This window comes from Streptomyces sp. NPDC059740, from assembly GCF_042733155.1.
GTDB lineage: Bacteria > Actinomycetota > Actinomycetes > Streptomycetales > Streptomycetaceae > Streptomyces.
The window spans coordinates 49,022-67,917 of the sequence record NZ_JBHWGP010000032.1 but is presented as its reverse complement, the minus strand read 5'-3'; the positions used below and the strand labels follow the sequence as shown (position 1 = coordinate 67,917).

Here is an 18,896-nt window from a genome sequence, read left to right as displayed (position 1 = left end):
CGGCTGCCCCGTCCCTCGTCCCCGGGTCCGGCCCGCGCCCGCTCCCGGCTGTGCGCCGTGGTCCGTCCCCGGGTGCCGGGCCGGGTCCGCCCGGGGAGCGGCTGCGCCGTCCGGTGGGGGCCGTCACGCCCTGTCCGCGGCCTGCCACGCCCTGCGGTCCGGCCTCGGGGGTGCCGGTGCGGGTGGTCTTCGCCGTGAGCCGAAAGGGGTCGGCGGGGGTGTGTGAGTGCACTAGGCTCGGTGGTCGATTTGTCTGGTGGCCGGGGGCGTAGCGGTAAGGGAGTGAGCAGCGTGCTTCCGTCGGCGCACCCGCCCGACCAGCGTGGCACGCGGGAACGCCGGGCCTGCGGGGATGGTTCCGGAGGTTACGGGGAACCCCGCGTGACACCGGTCACTTTGGTCGGACAAAGCGGACACCATCTTTGTGCACGCGTTCACAAAGGCATAGCCTGCGGTGGACGGGGCGGTCGTGAAAGAGGAGGCCGCCCACAGCCTCGCTCTACCCGCAGGAGCACTGTGGCAACTGGCCGAACTCACCGACCGGCGACCCGAAGCCGAGGGATTCCCGAGGCCACCGTCGCCCGGCTTCCGCTGTACCTCCGCGCCCTGACCGCGCTCTCCGAGCGCTCAGTGCCCACGGTCTCCTCCGAGGAGCTGGCCACCGCGGCGGGCGTCAACTCAGCGAAGCTGCGCAAGGACTTCTCCTACCTGGGCTCCTACGGCACCCGGGGTGTTGGTTACGACGTGGAGTACCTCGTCTACCAGATCTCCCGCGAGCTGGGCCTGACCCAGGACTGGCCCGTGGTGATCGTCGGTATCGGAAACCTGGGTGCGGCGCTCGCCAACTACGGCGGGTTCGCCTCCCGCGGCTTCCGGGTGGCGGCCCTCATCGACGCGGACCCCGCGCTCGCCGGCCGGCCGGTGGCGGGCATCCCCGTCCAGCACACCGACGAGCTGGAGCAGATCATCGACGAGGGCGGCGTCTCGATCGGTGTGATCGCCACGCCGGCCGGTGCCGCCCAGCAGGTCTGCGACCGGCTCGTCGCCGCGGGCGTCACCTCGATCCTCAACTTCGCGCCGACGGTGCTGACCGTCCCGGACGGCGTCGACGTGCGCAAGGTCGACCTCTCGATAGAGCTCCAGATCCTGGCCTTCCACGAGCAGCGCAAGGCCGGTGAGGACACCGCGACGGCGGCCGGCGCCATGCAGCCCCCGCCCTCGGCCACGCGGGCCTCCCGCGCCGGCTCGCGAAGCAGCAGGGACGACAACGGACCGGACGGGGACCTGCCCGCCGTGATGCCGGCATGAGCCTCCTGGTCGTCGGACTGAGCCACCGCACCGCACCGGTGAGCGTCCTGGAGCGCGCCGCCCTCGCCCCGGAGGGCCGCGGCAAGCTGCTGCAGGACACGGTCTCCGCAGAGCCGGCCGCCGAGGCCGCGGTGCTCTCCACCTGCAACCGCATCGAGCTCTACGCGGACGTGGACAAGTTCCACGCCGGCGTCGCCGAGCTCTCCACACTGCTCGCCCAGCACAGCGGGGTGGCGCTGGACGAACTCACCCCCTACCTCTACGTCCACTACGAGGACCGGGCCGTCCACCACCTGCTCTCGGTGGCCTGCGGCCTGGACTCGATGGTCGTCGGCGAGGGCCAGATCCTCGGGCAGATCAAGGACTCCCTCGCGCTCGCCCAGGAGCAGCACACCGCGGGCCGGTTGCTGAACGACCTGTTCCAACAGGCGCTACGGGTCGGCAAGCGGGCCCACAGCGAGACCGGCATCGACCGGGCCGGGCAGTCGCTGGTCACCTTCGGCCTGGAGCAGCTCGCGGGTCCCGGCGCCGCGGGCGAGGCCGCCGTCGCCGAGTGGGCCGCCGGCAGGCGGGCCCTGGTGATCGGCGCCGGCTCGATGTCCTCGCTGGCCGCCGCCACGCTGGCCCGCGCCGGCATCGCCGAACTGGCGATCGCCAACCGCACGGTCGAGCGGGCCGAGCGCCTGGCGCAGATCCTCACCGAGGCCGGCGGACCGGGGGCCGAGCACGGCCTGACCGCGCGTGCCGTGCCGGTGGCCGAGGCCGAGGCCGAGCTGGCCACCGCCGACGTCGTCGTCTCCTGTACCGGCGCCACCGGCCTGGTGCTGACCGCCGAGGCCGTGGGCCGTGCGGCGGCCGGGCGCACCACGCCGCTGGCCCTGCTGGACCTGGCGATGCCGCGCGACATCGACGCCGCCGTCCACCGGATCGAGGGCGCGCACCTCGTCGACATCGAGTCGCTGGCCGACGCGTCCGCGGACGCGCCGATGGCGAACGACGTCGACAAGGTGCGCGGCATCGTCTCCGAGGAGGTCGCCGCGTTCGGCGCCGCCCAGCGCGCCGCGCACATCACCCCCACCGTGGTCGCTCTGCGTACCATGGCCGCGGACGTCGTCGCCGCGGAACTCGCGCGGCTCGACGGCCGCCTCCCCGACATGGACGACCGGCAGCGCTCCGAGGTCACCCAGACCGTGCGCCGCGTCGTCGACAAACTCCTGCACGCCCCGACCGTGCGGGTCAAGCAGCTCGCCAGCGAGCCCGGTGGCGCCGGGTACGCCGACGCACTGCGCGAACTCTTCGACCTCGACCCCCAGACGGTCGCCGCCGTCAGCCGGGCCGACACGCGGAACCCCGGGAGCGGGCATGACTGACACACAACGGGCTTTGAGGCTCGGCACCCGGCGAAGCAAACTGGCGATGGCGCAGTCCGGCCAGGTCGCCGAGCGGGTGCACCAGGTCACGGGGCGTCCCGTGGAGCTGGTGGAGATCACCACCTACGGCGACACCTCGCGCGAGCACCTGGCGCAGATCGGCGGAACCGGCGTCTTCGTCACCGCGCTGCGCGACGCGCTGCTCGGCGGCGAGATCGACTTCGCGGTGCACTCCCTCAAGGACCTGCCGACCACCCAGCCGGAAGAGCTGACGCTGGCCGCCATCCCGACGCGCGAGGACCCGCGCGACGCGCTGGTGGCCCGCGACGGGCTGACCTTCCGCGAGCTGACCTCGCGGGCCGCGGCCGAGGGCCGCACCGCCCGCATCGGCACCGGATCACCGCGCCGCATGGCCCAACTCAACGCCTGGGCGCGGGAGTCGGGTGCTGCGGTGGAGACCGTGCCGATCCGCGGGAACATCGACACCCGCATCGGATACGTCGAGAAGGGCGAACTGGACGCGGTCGTGCTGGCCGCCGCCGGCCTCACCCGCATCGGCCGTCTCGGCGAGGCGGGCGAGCTCCTCTCGCCCGACACGGTTCTGCCCGCCCCCGGCCAGGGGGCCCTGGCGGTGGAGTGCGCTGCCGCGAACAGCGCGCTCGCCGCCCAGCTCGCCGAGCTCGACGACCCGCTCACCCGGGCCGCCGTCACCGCCGAGCGTTCCCTGCTCGCCGCCCTGGAGGCCGGCTGCTCCGCACCTGTGGGTGCGCTGGCCGACCTGCGGGCCGACGGCTCCGCCGGAGAGCAGACTGTCAACGAAATGCGCCTGCGGGGCGTCGTCGGTACCACCGACGGCACCACGCTGGTGCAGCTGTCCACCACCGGACACGTACCCGCCTCTCCCGACGAGGCAGCGACCCTCATGACGCGGCTGGGTCGCGAACTCGCCGCGGAGATGCTGGCCAAGGGTGCGGCCGGTCTTATGGGGGAGCGAGCACTTTGAACCCCACCGCCCCGAACCGCCCGACCGCCGGCCACGTCACCTTCATCGGTGCCGGGCCCGGCGACCCGGGACTGCTGACCCTGCGCGCCGTGGAGGCGCTGGCCGCCGCGGACGTACTGGTCGCAGACCCGGCCGTGCTCGACGTCGTCCGTGCACACGCACGCGAGGACGTCGACACGCCGCTGCAGGCCACGGCCGACGGCACGTCAATTCCCCCTGAGGTACCGCCGCTTCGCGACACGACCAATCTTGTCATGGGGGCCGCGAGGTCCGGCAGGCGGGTCGTACGTGCGGTGGCCGGTGACCCCGGCCTTGACGCGCACGTCACCGAGGAGATGCTGGCGTGCGCCGCCGAGGGCGTCGTCTTCGAGGTCGTGCCCGGCATCGCCTCGGCCGTCGGCGTCCCCGCCTACGCCGGTATCCCGCTGCGTGACGCGCACGGCACCGACGTCCGCTTCATCGACGCCGCCACCGCCGGCGACCGCTGCTGGTCGGAGGTGGGCGCCTCCGACGCCTCGCTGGTGGTCTCCACCACGCTGGACTCGGTGGCCGCCGCCGCGGGCGAGCTGGTCACGGCGGGCCGCAAGCCCGACACCCCGCTGACCGTCACCGTCGCCGGCACCACCACCCGGCAGCGCACCTGGAACGCCACGCTCGGCACGGTGGCGCAGGTGCTCAAGCAGGCCAAGGTGCTGCCGGCCGCGGACGGCGGGCAGCCCGTCATAGCCGTGGTCGGCGAGCGCAGCGCCCCCGCGCAGCGCGACCAGCTGTCCTGGTTCGAGTCCAAGCCGCTGTTCGGCTGGAAGGTGCTCGTCCCGCGGACGAAGGAGCAGGCCGCCTCGCTCTCCGACCAGCTCTCCTCCTACGGCGCGGTGCCGCACGAGGTGCCGACCATCGCCGTCGAGCCGCCGCGCACCCCGCAGCAGATGGAGCGGGCCGTCAAGGGCCTGGTGACCGGCCGCTACGAGTGGATCGCCTTCACCTCCGTCAACGCCGTCAAGGCGGTGCGGGAGAAGTTCGAGGAGTACGGCCTGGACGCCCGCGCCTTCGCGGGCATCAAGGTCGCCGCCGTCGGCGAGCAGACCGCGAACGCGCTGGTCGCCTTCGGCGTCAAGCCCGACCTCGTCCCCTCCGGCGAGCAGTCCGCCGCCGGGCTGCTGGAGGACTGGCCGCCCTACGACCCGGTCTTCGACCCGATCGACCGCGTCTTCCTGCCGCGCGCCGACATCGCCACCGAGACGCTGGTGGCCGGTCTGATCGACCTGGGCTGGGAGGTCGACGACGTCACGGCGTACCGCACCGTGCGCGCCTCGCCGCCGCCCGCCACCACGCGTGAGGCGATCAAGGGCGGCGGGTTCGACGCCGTGCTGTTCACCTCCTCCTCGACCGTGCGCAACCTCGTCGGCATCGCGGGGAAGCCGCACAACGTGACCGTGATCGCCTGTATCGGTCCGGCCACCGCCAAGACCGCCGAGGAGCACGGGCTGCGCGTCGACGTGATGTCGCCCGAGCCCTCGGTGCACAAGCTGGCCGCAGCGCTCGCCGACTTCGGCGCGGCGCGGCGTGACGCCGCGGTCGAGGCCGGCGACCCGGTCACGCGCCCGAGCGAGCGGCGGCCCGGATCCCGTAGAAGGGCACGCAGTTGACCACGCTGAACAGCACCTACGGCAGTTTTCCCGGCTCCCGCCCGCGCCGGCTGCGCACCAACCCCGTGATGCGGCGGATGGTCGCCGAGACGCGGCTGCACCCGGCCGACCTGATCCTGCCCGCCTTCGTGCGGGAGGGGATCGACGCGCCGGTGCCGATCGCCGCGATGCCGGGCGTGGTCCAGCACACCCGGGACACGCTGCGGAAGGCCGCGGCGGAGGCCGTCGAGGCGGGCATCTCCGGGATCATGCTGTTCGGCGTGCCGGAGGAGGCCAAGAAGGACGCCCAGGGCAGCGCCGGGACCGACCCGGACGGCATCCTCCAGCAGGCGCTGCGGGACGTGCGCTCCGAGGTGGGCGACGACCTCGTCGTCATGTCCGACCTGTGCCTGGACGAGTTCACCGACCACGGCCACTGCGGGGTCCTGGACGCGCAGGGCCGGGTCGACAACGACGCGACGCTGGAACGTTACGCCGAGATGGCGCAGGTCCAGGCCGACGCCGGCGCGCACGTGGTGGGCCCGAGCGGCATGATGGACGGCCAGGTCGGCGTCATCCGTGACGCGCTGGACCAGGTCGGACACGAGGACGTCTCGGTGCTGGCGTACACCGCCAAGTACTCCTCGGCGTTCTACGGTCCGTTCCGCGAGGCCGTCGGCTCCTCCCTCAAGGGTGACCGCAAGACCTACCAGCAGGACCCGGCCAACGTGCGCGAGTCGCTGCGGGAGCTGGCGCTCGACCTCGACGAGGGCGCCGACATGGTCATGGTCAAGCCGGCCCTGCCCTACCTCGACATCCTCGCCAAGGTCGCGGACGCGGTGGACGTGCCGGTCGCCGCGTACCAGATCTCCGGCGAGTACGCGATGATCGAGGCCGCCGCCGAGAAGGGCTGGATCGACCGCGACGCCGCCATCCGCGAGGCCCTGACGGGCATCAAGCGGGCCGGTGCGCAGATGATCCTCACCTACTGGGCGGTGGAGGTCGCGCAGGGCCTGCGGGCCGCCTGACTTCCGCACCGCTTCCGCCGCCGGACGTCCCGGCATCCGTCTCCGTGGAGGGGCGGGTGCGGGGACGTTCTGCTTTTCGGGGGGCGGGGCGGTCTCGTCCCCCTCTCTCCTCCCTCGTCCCGCCCCGTTCCGTCTCAAGTCCGTCCGTAGCCGCCGTGCCGTCCGTGTCCGTAGCCGCCCGGGCCGCAGGGCCGACAGTCCATCGCCTGGTCGGAGCTGAGGGTGTAACAGAGCTCGGCGTGCAGGTGCTCGGCCTCGGCGTAGGACATCCGCAGCGTCACGTCGGCCTTGTGGCGTCCGTCGTGGAGCAGCCAGAGAGGGAGGTGCAGGCCGCTCTCGTCGGCGCTGACGCGCTTGCCGGGGATGCGGTCGATGCGCCAGCCGCGGGCGGGGTTTGCGGGGCTCGCGAGGTTCGTGGGGGGCTTGGCGGCGGGGGTGCGGGGGGTGGTCATACGGGGATCTCCCTAGGTCACTGAGTGTGGTTGTACGGGTGACCAGAGTGGCGGACCGGGGCTACGCTCGGTAGTGGCGACGCGTTGGCCAGTCGACGCGGACCACACCGGCCGAGGAGGCCGCGCACCACAGGGGGAGCGAACGACGTATGGCACCACGCAAGTCCACGGGCACTCGGGAGCGGGCCGGAAAGCAGAGCGCGCGGCAGGTGTTGGCCGCCGAACTCGCGCGCCTACGTGAGCAGTCGGGTCGCTCACTCGGGGACCTCGCGAAGGACACCACGTACGACCGCACCTACCTCTACAAGCTGGAGACGGGGGAGCGGTTGGGTTCACCGGAGGTCGTTGCTGCGCTTGAGGCCGTGTACGGGACGGGGGGACACCTGGCAGATCTGTGGGAACTAGCGCGCCGGGACGGTTTCAAGGACAGGTTCAAGCGCTTCATGGACCTGGAGAGGCGTGCGGTCATGCGGTACGAGTACGCCTCAGCCACGGTGCCGGGGCTGTTGCAGACGGAGGATTACGCGCGCGAACAACTGCGAACTGCTCGCCCGCGCGACGAGGAAGAACTCGCGGAGGAGGTCGCACTCCGCACTGGTCGGCAATCCGTGCTGTTCGGCCCCGAGCCGGTGCAGTTCCGGGCGGTGCTGGACGAGGCGGTTCTGCGTCGTCCCATGGCGGACGCCAAGCAGTGGGCAGCGCAATTGCGATGGCTGCTGGACGCTGCGGAGCTGTCGCACATCACGCTTCAGGTGTTGCCCTTCACGGCCGGGCTACAGCACCTGCTCGGTGGCTCGTTGACACTTCTCTGGCTGCCGGGTGGCAAGTCGATGGCCTATACCGAGGGCTCGTGGTCCGGCGAACTCGTCGAGACTCCGGCTGACGTGGACAAACTGCGGCTGTACTACGATCTGTTGCGGGACTCGTCTCTGCCGCCACGTGATTCCGTGGCCCTCATCCACAGTGTCTTGGAGGCTTGCACGTGATGAGCGACCTCAGCACCGGTTACATCGCAGAGCGGTGGCGCAAGTCCAGCTACAGCAACGCCGAGAACGGCAACTGCCTTGAGGTGACCGACGCCCCCGGCTCCGTCCCCGTCCGCGACAGCAAGCAGCCGGCCGGGACCGTCCTCGTCTTCCCCGCCTCGGCCTGGGCCGCGTTCGTCGCCGACGTCCGGCGCAGTGGGGCTCGCGAGGGCTGAACCGTGCGCGGTTCGCCGTCGACCGTCACGCCCCGCTCGACGCGACCTTCACGCCGAAGCCGATGAGTACGACCCCCGTGACCGGTCCGTTCCCCTCGGCCCCGGCCGGCGGTACCCTGGGCGGCGGTGTGCCGGGAAGTCTGGTCGGCGGTCAGCGGAGCGCTGATCACGCGCGGTCCGGGGGGACTTGTGGCACACGGAGACTTCTCACAGACGACTGACGGCGGCGGGGCCGAGCGGGCCTCGCACACCCACGAGGACGGCGGGGCGCCGGGCCCAGCGCTGCGCCGGGAACGCCGCCAGGCGCTGAGTTCGGTGATCACCGGGGGCGTGCTCCTGGTGGCGGGGCTCGTCCTGCTGCTGGTGATCACACCGCAGAACGCCGCCGTGGAGCGGGACTTCGCCGCGGCGCGTCCGTGCGCGGCCCGTTCCGACTCGTCCGAGTGCCTGCGTACCGTTCCCGCCGCCGTACGGCATGTGACGAAGGTGGTCAGCAGGTCGACCCGCTACTCGCTCACCCTTGCTCCGGCGGGCGGGGCGGAGTGGCACGTGAAGATGGCCGGTATCGGGGGACTGGCCGCCCAGGTGTCGGTCGGCGACGAGGTCAGGGCGACGCTGTGGCGCGGCGAGGTCCGGTTCGTCTCGTTCGGGGAGTTGCGACAGGACACCACCGACAACCCGAAAGGCGCTCATCGGCCTTGGGAGGCGGTCGGGCTGGGGACTACCCTCCTCAGCCTCGGGTTCCTCTGGGGCGCCTACTGGTTGTGGCGTCGCGCGTCGGACTCGCCTGCCGGCAGCCCCTGGCAGATCGCTGTGCCGATGGGCGGGACGCTGGTCCTGGCGGGGGTGGGCGGGCTCGCGTCGCTGCTCGCGCCGTCGGCCTGGGGCGCGGTCGTCGTCGTCGCGGTGGCGGCCGTTCCGGTGGCGGTGGTGTGTGCGGTGCTGATCCGCGTCAAGCGGCGGCAGACGACGGACACCATCGAGGTCGCGGCCCGGGTGCCCGAGGGCGAGCGGTGCTTCGCGGGGTCGTTGCGCGGTGGGGTGCCGTACGAGGTCCCCGGGTACGACTACCTGGTGGTCGGACCCGGGCGGTTCGCCACGACCGCCGACCCGACGGGGGTCTTCGCCTGCCGGGAGGTGCCCGGCACGCTGGTGCCGGTGCGGGTGCGACCGTTCTACCGGACCGACCCGTGGCCGGGGCTGTCGCACGAGTTCGTGGTGGTGGAGTGTCGCGACGGGGAGACGCCCGTCCTGGTGGCCGTGGGCCGGCGGAACGCGGACGTGGTGCTGGGCGCGCTGGAGAGTGCTCACTCGGCACACCTGGCGCGGGGAGCGGACGCGGCGGACGGGCCGGTCCCGGGGGCGCTGGGGGATAGGTGTGTGGTTCAGCGAGGTCGGTGACGCGACTGGTGGGGGCAGAGCGCGGGCCGGGCCGAGAACACCGATCCGGCGGCCGGTGGCCTTTGACAGCGGCTCGTCGGGAGCGAGGTGCCTGGTAGGCCACATCGCCGGCACCGCCGGTAGTACCGATCACTGTGATCGAGCTACCCGTACCGGGCTACGGCGATCCGCGTCCCCCGACGGCGCCGCACGCCTGGGATCACCGACAACTCGACGTTCGACTGTCAGTGGGCCGTGTGAGGCTGTCCCGCAACCAGCCTTACAAGTCACCGGAGTTCAGCTATGTCCATGCCCTCCCCCCTGACGGTCGCGGAATGGCGCGCGTTCCTCAGCGACTACAACACCCGGCTGATCGACTCGGACATGGTCCGTACGGCTGTCGAGGAGGACCGGCAGGTCATCAGCAAGGAGCGGTTGGCGGCCGGGTGGGCCGGCGCGGAACCGGCGAGTGAGGAGGCGGTCGTCGCGGCCGAAGAGCGGCTCGGGGTGCGGTTTCCGCCCTCGTACCGCAACTTCCTCCGTGCCAGCGACGGCTGGGAGTGCATAGGGCAGCTGGACCTGCGCCGGGTCGATCAGGTCGGCTGGTTCGACGACCTCTTCGCCGACCTCCTCGGAGTGTGGGCGGAACTGGAGCACTTCGAAGACCAGCTCGCCGTGCTCCAACGGTGTCTGCTGATCGGTGACGAGGAGGGCGGCAGCGGCGGCTACTTCCTGCTGCACGCGGACGGTGTCGGGGAGGGGGGCGAGTGGACCGCCTACGAGTGGTGGCCCGGCGACGGTGGCGACCCCGAGCCCTACGACGATTTCGCCGCCATGATGCGGAAAGCGGTGGAACTCCTCTGAGGGCTGTCCCGTCAACGACCTGCGGCGGGCCGGCTGGCCAGCCTTGTTGCCCGGTCATCTCGCGAGGGCGAGGCCGGACGGCGGCTGAGCGCGCGCATGGCGTGGACGAGGCCGAACTGGCCATCGGCCGGCACCCTCGACCCGCCAGCGGCGAACCCACTTGTGGGCGGTGGGGCGGGATATCCCCATCTCGGCCGCGACATGCGCGACCGGCCGGCCCGCGAGGACACGTTCGATCAGGATCCGCCTGCCGTGAACGGTCAGCCGGGCATTACGGTGGGACACGAAGACCTCCGTCGTGCGGTGAGCCTAGACACCTCCACCACACCGGAGGTCTTCGCCATGATCAAGACCCTGCGCCGTTAACAACGCTCGTGATCAATACACCTAGTGGTGGCCGCCGTGCCCGCCACCGTGGTGCCCGCCGCCGTGGTGGCCGCCTGCCGGGCGGCCCCAGGAGCGGCTGTCGACGACGTGGCCGCGGGTGTCACGCAGGGTCGCGGTGTCGCGGTTGCCCCAGACGTGGCGGTTGCGGTCCTGGTAGACGTCGCGGCTGGTGTTGCGGCCGTGGCCGGTGTGCACCTTCACCGAGGCGTGCGGGGCGAGGCGGAGGTGGCCGAAGCGGTAGAGGCGCTCGGAACGGTTGCCGATCGTCCAGCCGCTCAGCTCCACGCTGCGGTTGCCGCGGTTGGTGACGGTGACCCACTCGCCGTTCAGGCTGCGGTCGGAGCGGGTGTCGGGCCCCGGCGCGTCGTACTGGACGGCACCGAAGACCACCGACGACCGCGCCGACGGGGCGTGCGAGGCGCCCGGGGCGGCGGCTGCGGGGAACGCCGTCGCGAGGACGGCGCAGCCGACGGCTGCGGCGGTGGAGAGACGGGTCAGAAGACGGGACATTCTTGCCCCTTTCCCGGCACGGTCCTGCGACCGCGCCAACGTGCTCGGCCCGGGACCTCTCCCGGGCAGGAATACTTTCGTGCCATCAGGAGGCGAAACGGTTGTTCTTCCCTCCCTCGTTACACAACACGGACATACAAGCCACTGATGTGCATACCGCGCATGCGCCCCCGTGCGTAACACTCGGCGCGCGCCCCCTCAGCGCCCACGGAAGTCACTGGAAAACCACTCGGCAAACTCCGGTGTTTGGCTCCCGATCGCCCGGGCACGCGACCTGTCGTCAAGGAGAACCCCGAACCGCTGTCAAGGAGAGGGCGATCATGACTGCGAAGCGCAAGGCTCAGGCGAAGGGCGCCCAGGTACAGGGCGCGATGAAGGAGACGGCCGGCCGTATGACGGGCAACCACCGCATGCAGGCGGAGGGGCGTGCCGAGAAGGCGGCGGGCAAGGCTCTCGACGCCGAGGAGAAGTCCAGGAGCCGGATGCGCGGTCACTGAGACCACCCGACGCCCCAGCCCGGCTCTCCCCCTCCTGGCAGGGCGTCGCGGTACGACGACGGGCCCGGCAGCCTCGCGCTGCCGGGCCCGTCGTGCTTGTGCAGTGCGGTCCGCGGAGCGTCCGGGTCCGGGTTCTGTCCCTTCTGTGCGCGTTGGGACGGTGTGTGGTTGTCCGTGGGTGGGAGCGCGGCCCTGGGAGGCGTCTGCGAGGGTGCCGGTGTGCGTGGCCAGGACACGCCCAGGGCTTGGGGGTTGATGCAGCGATCGACCGCTCCCGAAGCGCACGTGAACCGGGGGCGACACGCACCCGGGTGCTGCTTTTCTCGCTCCCCGCACCTGTCCCACTGGGCTTCACCCAGCTTATTCGCATGTATCACTTTTGTCCCTCGTCTGGGTCAGCGAGGGTCACCCGTCTCCCACGAGGGCATGCCAGTTGTGCGCGACAGACGAGGACCGGTACTCCACGTCGCGGAACCAACACGGCAAAGGAGAAGACCTGTCATGAGTGACGTCGAGAACGTCGAGGAAGTCCCGGCATCGCCCGCTGACGAGGAGCCGACGCCGCCGTCCCCTCAGGCGCCACCGGCATCATCGGTGAACATTCCCACGGACCGAGACGTGTGGATCGATCACATGGTCACCTCGCTGCACCTCAACAGCGCGGGTTTCCGTGGTGCGGCGGACGGTCACACGCTTCTCTTCCACGACCGGAACAACATCAACACGCTCGGCGAGAAGTGGCGTTTCACGCAGCACTGGGACGACGGCACCTACACCATCGCCAACGCCGAGTCCGGTCACCAGCTGGCTGTCGCCCCCTCCGGCTTGCACTACAAGAAGGTCGTCCTCTCCGGGAGGCGTACCCCCAGCGGCCAGAGGTGGCGCCTGCGGCCGTCGGGACTGTTCGGCAGCTTCAGTCTGCACCCGGTCGACGACCCCACCCGGGCCATCGCGCCTCTCACCGACTCGAACCGGTACCTGTACCTGCTGCCCTACCAGCCGTACCTGACGCACTTCTTCAAGGTGACGGAACAGGACTTCTGACCCCGGAGCCTCGGCGTCCGTCAGGCCCGCCCAGGTTCGTCCCGACCGAGGGCGGCGGGTCCCGGAAGTAGACGGGCACGGCACCTGTGAACCACGGAGTTGTGCACGCTCCCGCACTTCACGATGGTGCCGTGTTCGCTCCGCCACCGGCCTGGTCGCCACGCTCGGCGCTTCCACGCCTGGCCTGGAAGGGCTGCGGGAGGGCCGCATGCGCAGGCAGGTCCGCGGCTGTGTGGCGGAATGCGAGTCGCTCGGTGCGTCTCGCGCGGAAGCGGCGGGATGGCCGGCCCGTGTGGTCCCGCCCGCCGTGCGACCTCCTGACATCCGGCCAACGGCGCCCGGAACCGTGAACGCCGAGGACGGCCACGGCTTCAGGGCATCAGCGGCAGCTTGCCGACCATCTTGTCGACCGGGTTGCGGGGGCCGACGATGCTGACCGCGCAGTACTCGATGTCCCCGGTCTGGGTCTTGCCCACGGCCGCGAGGAAGTCGCTGTAGACGCGGGTGCTCTGGGCGGCAGCAGGTACGTCCGCCACGAAGACGTCGGCCCGGGCGGTCGCCTTGGCGTGCAGGGTGCGCAGCGTGGCGGAGTCCGCGACGAGCACCGAGCAGCCCGCCCAGGGAAGGCCCGGGTGCACGGTGCCTTCGGCGTCGGCGGCCTCGGCACCCAGCAGGCCGGGGACCGCGGTCACCGTGGGGGCGGCGGCGCAGACGGCGGCGTTGGCGGCCCGGCCGGGGGGCAGGTCGGCGTTGACGACCACGACCCACTTCAACCGGGCCTGGCGGGTGGACAGGGTGTAGTCCACCTCCTCCGGCGCGAAACCCACCGTTGCCGAGCTCGGCGCGTTCACCACAGACATGACAGTCCTCTCTACTCGTACGGCCAGATTGCGCAATGTTAGGTAGACGTGCTGAGTTCTGGCGCGGCGTCCGTATGTCGTGCGCTGAGTAGGGGGTTTGCAGGGTTTTCGTCGCACGTGGTGCGGCGGCCCGGCCGGAACGCCGTCGCTCGTGCGGGAGGGCGACGGCGGGTCGCCGCGGGCAGGCACGTGAGGATCATTCCGGTGAGGACCAGGGCGCAGCCGGTCCATGCCAGGGGCGAGAGGTGCTCGTGGAGAAGCCCCACGCCGATCAGGGCCGCGACACCGAGGAGAGGAAAGCAGCCTGGTAGGCACCGGTCGAGACCGTGCAGACCAGCAGCGGGCGCAGGACCGCGCCCGTGACGAGGGCCCGGAGCCCCTTCGGCCGGCGCAGGGTGAGCGCGCCGAGGACCAGCCCGCCCACGACCAGCCGCCACCCGCCGAGGGCCGCCGGCCCCACGGTGCCGCCCGCCAGGACCTGAGCAGGGCCGACCGTGCCCCACAGCACCGCGGCCGCCACCACCAGGCCGGTGCCCAAGGCCGTGCCGTTCTCTCGTGCATCCATGGCCGGGAGGCCAGTCAGGAATCCGACAGGCGCTAACACTTGCCGAACTTCGTTCGGCGTACGGTGGAACTCATGGAGATGGATGCGCTGGACCGGGCCCTACTGCGGGAACTGCAGAACGATGCACGGCAGACCAACCGCGACCTGGCGGCCAAGACCGGGGTCTCCCCCTCGACCTCACTGGAACGCGTCAGGCTGCTCCGCGAGCGCGGCGTGATCACCGGCTACCACGCGGCCCTGGACCTCGACGCGGCAGGCCGGTCCGTCCAGGCACTGATCTCGGTGCGGATCCGCCCTCCGGCCCGCCCCGTCATCGAGGGGTTCCGCGAGTGGGCTGCGCGCCTGCCCGAGGTGATCGGCCTGTTCGTCACCTCGGGCGCGCACGACTTCCTCATCCACATCGCCGTCCCCGATGTGGACAGCGTCTACGCCTTCGTCATCGACCGCCTCACCGAACGCCGCGAGGTCGCCGACGTCCAGACCACCATGGTCTACGAGCACGTGCAGCCCCGCTGCATCGAGCCGACCAGCCCCGACCGGCCGCGCTCCGCTCACCGGGCCCGGTGAGCGGGAGCGTCCCCGCGCGGTCTCCTGCCGGGAGACGGTCACGTCGACGGACGGGAACGGCCGGGCGGCCCGGTGGAAGTGGTCCACCGGACCGCCCGGCCGTATCAGGAGGCCCCGTGCGGGCCGCGTCGTGAGTGCCCCGATCGCCGGGGCAGGGCTCACAGGCGCTCGGGTGCCCGCAGGCCCAGCAGGTCCATGCCCTGGGCCAGGGTGCGGCCGGTGACCTCGCTCAGGAACAGGCGGTTCTCGACCTGCGCCGGGCCGCCCTCGGCCTTCAGGACCGGGCACTGGTCGTAGAAGGTCGTGTAGAGGGAGGCGAGCTGGTACAGGTAGGCGGCCAGCTTGTGCGGGGCGTACTCCCGGGCCACGTCCGCCAGGGTCTCGGCGAAGGCGTCCAGGTGCAGGCCGAGGGCGCGCTCGGCCGGGGCCAGCGGCAGCTCCGGGTGGGCGACGGGGTGCTGGCCCTCCCCGGCCCGCCGCAGGATGGAGCGGATGCGGGCGTGGGCGTACTGGAGGTAGACGCTGGTGTCGCCGTTGAGGGAGACCATGCGGTTCAGGTCGAAGATGTAGTCGCGGGTCATCGAGTTGGAGAGGTCCGCGTACTTCACGGCGCCGATGCCGACCTGGGCGGACCGCTCGGCGATCTCCTCCTCGCTCAGGTCGCGGGCCTTCTCGCGCACCACGGCGGCGGCGCGGTCGATCGCCTCGTCCAGGAGGTCCACCAGGCGGACGCTCTCGCCCTCACGGGTCTTGAAGGGCTTGCCGTCGGCGCCCAGCACCGTGCCGAAGGCGAGCTGCTTCGCCGCGTCCGCCTCGGGCAGCCAGCCGGCCCGGCGGGCCGTCTCGAAGACCATCTTGAAGTGCAGCGCCTGGCGGGCGTCGACGACGTACAGCAGCGTGTCGGCCTTGAGGTTGCCGACCCGGTCGCGGATGGCGGCGAGGTCGGTGGCCGCGTAGCCGAAGCCGCCGTTGGACTTCTGGACGATCAGCGGGGTCGGGTTGCCGTCGGGGCCCTTGACGTCGTCGAAGAAGACGCAGAGGGCGCCGTCGGAGCGGACGGCGACGCCGGACTCCTCCAGCTCGCGCACGACGTTGTGCAGGTCGTCGTTGTACGCGGACTCGCCGACGACGTCGCGGTCGAGGATCTCGACGTCCAGCTTCTGGTAGACGCCCTGGAAGTAGACCTTCGACTCGTCGACGATCTTGTGCCAGAGCGCCAGGGTCTCCTCGTCACCGGACTGGAGCTGCACCACGCGGTCACGCGCCCGCGCCTTGAACTCCTCGTCGGAGTCGAACTTGGCGCGGGAGGCCTTGTAGAGCCGGTTCAGGCGCGCCATGGCGGCCTCGCCCTCACCCTCGCGGCCGGCCGCGTCGGACTCGTGGTCCAGCTCGTGCGGGTGCTCGATGAGGAACTGGATGAGCATGCCGAACTGGGTGCCCCAGTCGCCGATGTGGTGGCGCCGGATCACGGTCTCGCCGCGGTGCTCCAGGATGCGGCGGACCGCGTCACCGATGACGGTGGAGCGCAGGTGGCCGACGTGCATCTCCTTGGCCACGTTGGGCTGCGAGTAGTCGATGACCGTGGTGCCCGGCGCCTCGGCGTGGGGCACGCCCAGGCGGTCGTCGGCGGCGCGGGCGGCGAGGGTGCGGGTGACGGCCTCGTCGGTCAGCGTGATGTTGAGGAAGCCGGGGCCGGAGACCTCGACCTGCGCGATCACGTCGCCCGCCGGCAGCGCGTCGACGACCTTGGCGGCCAGCTCCCGCGGGTTGCCGCCCAGCTTCTTGGCCAGCGCCAGCATGCCGTTGGCCTGGAAGTCGGCCCGGTCGCTTCGTCGCAGCAGCGGGTCCCCACCGGCGGCCTCGGGCAGGGCCGCCGCCAGGGCGTCCGCGAGGCACTGGTTGACCGTGGCTGCGAGCGAAGAGACCGAAGTCATGGGGGAGAGGCCGTTCCTTAGGAAGAGGGTGGCGTGGCTCGGGCCGGGCGGCCGCCAGGTGGCCGCCCGGGTGTGCGCCGCCACAGCGACCGCTCCCGGCGTGCGCGTGGGCCGCGCGGTCGGGAGCCGTGGACCGCGCCGGGGCGCCGTCCAGTGCGGCGGACCGCCCTCGGGCCGGACGAGCGCCCGGAAGACGGGTTTGCTCTTGAGTATCCCACGGCCACTCCACCGGTTTTCCGTCTGGGAGAATGGCGGGGGTGCCATGGGCGCCGAGGGTCCCGGCAGGGGCCGCGGACAGTCGCGGTGCACTGCCTGCCGCGACCCCCGCACGGGGCGGTGCCCCGCCCGGCCGCTGTACGCCGGCGGCTGCTCCGCGCGGCCCGTCACGGCCGCAGTCCGCCCGCCCCGCACCACCACGCAACTGGACGCTTGCTACAAGAGGAAGGGCCGATCGTGGCTCAGAGCACCGAGGCCGACTGGGTCTCCAGGTTCGCGGACGAGGTCGTCGCCGAGGCGGAGCGTCGCGCCCCGGGCAAACCGATCGTCTGCGCCTCCGGCCTGAGCCCGTCCGGGCCGATCCACCTGGGCAACCTCCGCGAGGTCATGACCCCGCACCTGGTCGCCGACGAGATCCGCCGCCGCGGCTACGAGTGCGAGCACATCATCTCCTGGGACGACTACGACCGGTACCGCAAGGTGCCGGCCGGCATCCCCGGGGTGGACCAGGGCTGGGCCGAGCACATCGGCAAGCCCCTGACCGCCGTGCCCGCCCCGCCCGGCAGCCCGCACGACAGCTGGGCCGCGCACTTCAAGGCCGCCATGGAGGAGGCGCTGGCCGAGCTGGGCGTGGAGTACCGGGGCATCAGCCAGACCGAGCAGTACACCTCCGGCGCCTACCGCGAGCAGATCCTGCACGCCATGCGCCACCGCGCGGACATCGACGCCGTCCTGGACCGCTACCGCACCAAGGACAAGCCGAAGGACGCCGCGAAGAAGGCGTCGGCCAAGCAGCAGAAGCCGGTCGACGAGGCCGAGCTGGAGGCCGCCGAGGGTTCGGGTGCGGCCGGCGAGGACGACGGCAGCGCGGGCGGCGCCGGCTACTTCCCGTACAAGCCGTACTGCACGGTCTGCAACAAGGACTTCACCTCCGTCACCTCCTACGACGACGAGTCCACCGAGCTGTCCTACGCCTGCACGGCCTGCGGCCACACCGAGACGGTGACGCTGCGTGAGTTCGATCACGGCAAGCTGGTGTGGAAGGTCGACTGGCCGATGCGCTGGAAGTACGAGGGCGTGGTCTTCGAGCCCAGCGGCGTCGACCACTCCTCGCCCGGCTCGTCCTACGTCGTCGGCGGCCAGATCGTGCGCGAGGTGTTCGGCGGCGAGCAGCCGATCGGGCCGATGTACGCCTTCGTCGGCATCAGCGGCATGGCCAAGATGTCCTCCTCCAAGGGCGGCGTGCCCACGCCGGGCGACGCCCTGCAGATCATGGAGGCCCCGCTGCTGCGCTGGCTGTACGCCCGGCGCCGCCCCAACCAGTCGTTCAAGATCGCGTTCGATCAGGAGATCCAGCGCATGTACGACGAGTGGGACGCGCTGGAGCGCAAGGTGGCCGAGGGCAGTGCCCAGCCCGCCGACGCCGCCGCCCACAGCCGCGCCGTGCGCACCGCCTCCGGCCCGCTGCCGGCCACCCCCAGGCCGCTGCCGTACCGGACGCTGGCCTCCGTCGCCGACATCACCGGCGGCAACGAGGAGCAGACCCTGCGCATCCTCCGCGAGCTGGACCCGGAGCGCCCGGTCACCTCGCTGGACGAGACCCGGCCGCGCCTGGACCGCGCCGAGTGCTGGATCTCCACCCAGGTCCCGGCCGAGCAGCGCACGGTGGTCCGCGAGGAGCCGGACACCGAGCTGCTGGACTCGCTCGACGAGCGCGCCGCCGAGTCCCTGCGGTTGCTGCTGGCGGGGCTGGCGGACCACTGGTCGCTGGAGGGCCTGACGACGCTGGTCTACGGCGTCCCCAAGGTGCAGGCCGGGCTGACCCCCGAGGCCAAGCCGACGCCGGAGCTGAAGGTCGCGCAGCGGTCCTTCTTCGCGCTCCTGTACCGGCTGCTGGTCTCGCGGGAGACCGGGCCGCGGCTGCCCACGCTGCTGCTGGCCGTCGGCGCGGACCGGGTGCGCGCGCTGCTGGGCGGCTGAGGGGCCGTCCCACCCGCCCGGGGCCGTTGGCTCCGGGCGGAGGGCCGGTCGTCCGGTCGCCCGCCCGCCGGGGCCGACCGCCCGGTGCACCGACCGTCCTGCACG

Annotated in this window: 18 protein-coding genes and 1 pseudogene; 13 read left to right on the top strand and 6 right to left on the bottom strand. The window is 71.9% G+C overall.

Annotated features, from left to right (window positions below; genetic code table 11):
- Positions 1–516 precede the first annotated feature (516 nt).
- The 5 genes from ACFV3R_RS27545 to hemB are packed head-to-tail and all read left to right on the top strand — an operon-like array spanning position 517 to position 6,334.
- Complete coding sequence (locus tag ACFV3R_RS27545; protein ID WP_385588726.1) at positions 517–1,308, top strand: redox-sensing transcriptional repressor Rex; 792 nt, start codon at positions 517–519, stop codon at positions 1,306–1,308.
- Positions 1,305–2,678 carry a glutamyl-tRNA reductase gene (locus tag ACFV3R_RS27540; protein WP_385588724.1) on the top strand — a complete coding sequence of 458 codons (1,374 nt, stop codon included), beginning with the start codon at positions 1,305–1,307 and terminating at the stop codon, positions 2,676–2,678. Before ACFV3R_RS27545 ends, ACFV3R_RS27540 begins: the two co-directional genes overlap by 4 nt.
- On the top strand, positions 2,671–3,681 hold the full coding sequence (gene hemC, locus ACFV3R_RS27535; protein WP_385588722.1) for a hydroxymethylbilane synthase: 1,011 nt from the start codon (positions 2,671–2,673) through the stop codon (positions 3,679–3,681). The genes ACFV3R_RS27540 and hemC overlap by 8 nt, the downstream gene beginning before the upstream one ends.
- On the top strand, positions 3,678–5,327 hold the full coding sequence (locus tag ACFV3R_RS27530) for a uroporphyrinogen-III synthase (protein WP_385588720.1): 1,650 nt from the start codon (positions 3,678–3,680) through the stop codon (positions 5,325–5,327). Before hemC ends, ACFV3R_RS27530 begins: the two co-directional genes overlap by 4 nt.
- 5 nt (positions 5,328–5,332) lie before the next feature.
- Positions 5,333–6,334: a porphobilinogen synthase gene (hemB, locus tag ACFV3R_RS27525; RefSeq protein ID WP_385588762.1), complete on the top strand. Its 1,002-nt coding sequence runs from the start codon at positions 5,333–5,335 to the stop codon at positions 6,332–6,334.
- A gap of 134 nt (positions 6,335–6,468) precedes the next feature.
- Here the strand turns inward: hemB and ACFV3R_RS27520 are convergent, their stop codons facing one another.
- Positions 6,469–6,786 carry a hypothetical protein gene (locus ACFV3R_RS27520; RefSeq protein WP_385588718.1) on the bottom strand — a complete coding sequence of 106 codons (318 nt, stop codon included), beginning with the start codon at positions 6,784–6,786 and terminating at the stop codon, positions 6,469–6,471.
- A gap of 149 nt (positions 6,787–6,935) precedes the next feature.
- Between ACFV3R_RS27520 and ACFV3R_RS27515 the strand changes: the two genes are divergently transcribed.
- The 4 genes from ACFV3R_RS27515 (at position 6,936) to ACFV3R_RS27500 (ending at position 10,231) form a co-directional block, all read left to right on the top strand.
- On the top strand, positions 6,936–7,772 hold the full coding sequence (locus tag ACFV3R_RS27515; protein WP_385588716.1) for a helix-turn-helix domain-containing protein: 837 nt from the start codon (positions 6,936–6,938) through the stop codon (positions 7,770–7,772).
- Positions 7,772–7,987, top strand: a complete 216-nt coding sequence (locus ACFV3R_RS27510) for a DUF397 domain-containing protein (protein ID WP_385588714.1) — start codon at positions 7,772–7,774, stop codon at positions 7,985–7,987. Before ACFV3R_RS27515 ends, ACFV3R_RS27510 begins: the two co-directional genes overlap by 1 nt.
- Positions 7,988–8,176: 189 nt before the next feature.
- Entirely contained in the window at positions 8,177–9,388 is a 1,212-nt protein-coding gene (locus ACFV3R_RS27505) for a hypothetical protein (RefSeq protein WP_385588712.1), read from the top strand.
- A 288-nt stretch (positions 9,389–9,676) separates the two neighbouring features.
- On the top strand, positions 9,677–10,231 hold the full coding sequence (locus ACFV3R_RS27500) for an SMI1/KNR4 family protein (protein ID WP_385588710.1): 555 nt from the start codon (positions 9,677–9,679) through the stop codon (positions 10,229–10,231).
- 99 nt (positions 10,232–10,330) lie between these two features.
- Here ACFV3R_RS27500 and ACFV3R_RS27495 read toward each other — a convergent pair.
- Both ACFV3R_RS27495 and ACFV3R_RS27490 read right to left on the bottom strand, forming a co-directional pair.
- Positions 10,331–10,516 (bottom strand): annotated as a pseudogene (locus tag ACFV3R_RS27495) (helix-turn-helix domain-containing protein); the annotation flags it as partial.
- A 102-nt stretch (positions 10,517–10,618) separates the two neighbouring features.
- A complete protein-coding gene (locus ACFV3R_RS27490; protein WP_385588708.1) occupies positions 10,619–11,128 on the bottom strand; it encodes a lamin tail domain-containing protein in 510 nt (169 codons plus the stop codon).
- A gap of 320 nt (positions 11,129–11,448) precedes the next feature.
- Between ACFV3R_RS27490 and ACFV3R_RS27485 the strand changes: the two genes are divergently transcribed.
- Positions 11,449–11,625 (top strand): CsbD family protein, encoded by a 177-nt coding sequence (locus ACFV3R_RS27485; RefSeq protein ID WP_385588706.1) that lies wholly within the window; start codon positions 11,449–11,451, stop codon positions 11,623–11,625.
- Positions 11,626–12,243: 618 nt separating this feature from the next.
- Positions 12,244–12,669, top strand: coding sequence for an RICIN domain-containing protein (locus ACFV3R_RS27480; protein WP_385588704.1), 426 nt, complete (start codon positions 12,244–12,246; stop codon positions 12,667–12,669).
- Positions 12,670–13,040: 371 nt separating this feature from the next.
- On the opposite strand, the gene ACFV3R_RS27475 is transcribed toward ACFV3R_RS27480, so the two are convergent.
- Complete coding sequence (locus ACFV3R_RS27475) at positions 13,041–13,529, bottom strand: DUF2000 domain-containing protein (protein ID WP_385588702.1); 489 nt, start codon at positions 13,527–13,529, stop codon at positions 13,041–13,043.
- A 271-nt stretch (positions 13,530–13,800) separates the two neighbouring features.
- Positions 13,801–14,094 carry an EamA family transporter gene (locus ACFV3R_RS27470; RefSeq protein ID WP_385588700.1) on the bottom strand — a complete coding sequence of 98 codons (294 nt, stop codon included), beginning with the start codon at positions 14,092–14,094 and terminating at the stop codon, positions 13,801–13,803.
- Between the two features lie 78 nt (positions 14,095–14,172).
- On the opposite strand from ACFV3R_RS27470, the gene ACFV3R_RS27465 reads away from it, so the two are divergent.
- A complete protein-coding gene (locus ACFV3R_RS27465) occupies positions 14,173–14,661 on the top strand; it encodes an Lrp/AsnC family transcriptional regulator (RefSeq protein ID WP_385588760.1) in 489 nt (162 codons plus the stop codon).
- A 158-nt stretch (positions 14,662–14,819) separates the two neighbouring features.
- Here ACFV3R_RS27465 and argS read toward each other — a convergent pair whose 3' ends face one another.
- On the bottom strand, positions 14,820–16,595 hold the full coding sequence (gene argS, locus ACFV3R_RS27460; protein ID WP_385588698.1) for an arginine--tRNA ligase: 1,776 nt from the start codon (positions 16,593–16,595) through the stop codon (positions 14,820–14,822).
- A gap of 450 nt (positions 16,596–17,045) precedes the next feature.
- Here argS and lysS point away from each other — a divergent pair, with 450 nt between their 5' ends.
- Positions 17,046–18,791, top strand: coding sequence for a lysine--tRNA ligase (lysS, locus tag ACFV3R_RS27455; protein WP_385588758.1), 1,746 nt, complete (start codon positions 17,046–17,048; stop codon positions 18,789–18,791).
- Positions 18,792–18,896: the final 105 nt, after the last annotated feature.

What these genes read in the sequence shown, in the direction of transcription:
- ACFV3R_RS27540 (WP_385588724.1), top strand. Translation starts at nt 1,305, where the DNA reads ATGAGCCTCCTGGTCGTCGGACTGAGCCACCGCACCGCACCGGTGAGC.
- hemC (WP_385588722.1), top strand. Translation starts at nt 2,671, where the DNA reads ATGACTGACACACAACGGGCTTTGAGGCTCGGCACCCGGCGAAGCAAA.
- ACFV3R_RS27520 (WP_385588718.1), bottom strand. Translation starts at nt 6,786, where the DNA reads ATGACCACCCCCCGCACCCCCGCCGCCAAGCCCCCCACGAACCTCGCG.
- ACFV3R_RS27515 (WP_385588716.1), top strand. Translation starts at nt 6,936, where the DNA reads ATGGCACCACGCAAGTCCACGGGCACTCGGGAGCGGGCCGGAAAGCAG.
- ACFV3R_RS27510 (WP_385588714.1), top strand. Translation starts at nt 7,772, where the DNA reads ATGAGCGACCTCAGCACCGGTTACATCGCAGAGCGGTGGCGCAAGTCC.
- ACFV3R_RS27500 (WP_385588710.1), top strand. Translation starts at nt 9,677, where the DNA reads ATGCCCTCCCCCCTGACGGTCGCGGAATGGCGCGCGTTCCTCAGCGAC.
- ACFV3R_RS27490 (WP_385588708.1), bottom strand. Translation starts at nt 11,128, where the DNA reads ATGTCCCGTCTTCTGACCCGTCTCTCCACCGCCGCAGCCGTCGGCTGC.
- ACFV3R_RS27485 (WP_385588706.1), top strand. Translation starts at nt 11,449, where the DNA reads ATGACTGCGAAGCGCAAGGCTCAGGCGAAGGGCGCCCAGGTACAGGGC.
- ACFV3R_RS27475 (WP_385588702.1), bottom strand. Translation starts at nt 13,529, where the DNA reads ATGTCTGTGGTGAACGCGCCGAGCTCGGCAACGGTGGGTTTCGCGCCG.
- ACFV3R_RS27470 (WP_385588700.1), bottom strand. Translation starts at nt 14,094, where the DNA reads ATGGATGCACGAGAGAACGGCACGGCCTTGGGCACCGGCCTGGTGGTG.
- ACFV3R_RS27465 (WP_385588760.1), top strand. Translation starts at nt 14,173, where the DNA reads ATGGATGCGCTGGACCGGGCCCTACTGCGGGAACTGCAGAACGATGCA.
- argS (WP_385588698.1), bottom strand. Translation starts at nt 16,595, where the DNA reads ATGACTTCGGTCTCTTCGCTCGCAGCCACGGTCAACCAGTGCCTCGCG.